At 63.8% G+C, this 459-nt stretch carries 1 protein-coding gene; it reads right to left on the reverse strand.

Translation table 11 applies throughout. The annotated features are described in order from the left end of the window. A partial coding sequence (locus tag FE811_RS27140) for a cbb3-type cytochrome c oxidase subunit I (RefSeq protein ID WP_181181004.1) occupies window positions 1–459 on the reverse strand: 459 nt, incomplete at both ends.

A 459-nucleotide genomic window follows, 5' to 3' on the forward strand; every position in this document is an offset into this window, starting at 1 on the left:
CGAGCCGCCCCACATGGTCGCGATCCAGGAAAAGACCTTGATGCCTGTCGGCACCGCGATGGTCATGGTGGCCAGCATGAAATAGGCCTGCTGGGTCAAGGACATGCCGGCGGTATACATGTGGTGCGCCCAGACCACGAAGCCCAGGATGCCGATGGCCGCCATGGCCAGCACCATCGGCAGGTAGCCGAAGATCGGCTTGCGCGCGAAGGTCGAGATGACGTGGCTGATGATGCCGAAGCCGGGCAGGATGATGATGTAGACCTCGGGGTGGCCGAAGAACCACAGGATATGCTGGTAGAGCACCGGGTCGCCGCCGCCGGCCGGGTCGAAGAACTGGGTGCCGAAGTTGCGGTCCATCAGCAGCATGGTGATGGCGCCCGCCAGCACCGGCAGCGACAGCAGGATCAGCCAGGCGGTGATGAAGACCGACCAGGCGAACAGCGGCACCTTGAACAG

This window comes from Paracoccus sp. FO-3 (assembly GCF_006386455.1).
In the GTDB taxonomy this organism is placed as follows: domain Bacteria; phylum Pseudomonadota; class Alphaproteobacteria; order Rhodobacterales; family Rhodobacteraceae; genus Paracoccus; species Paracoccus versutus.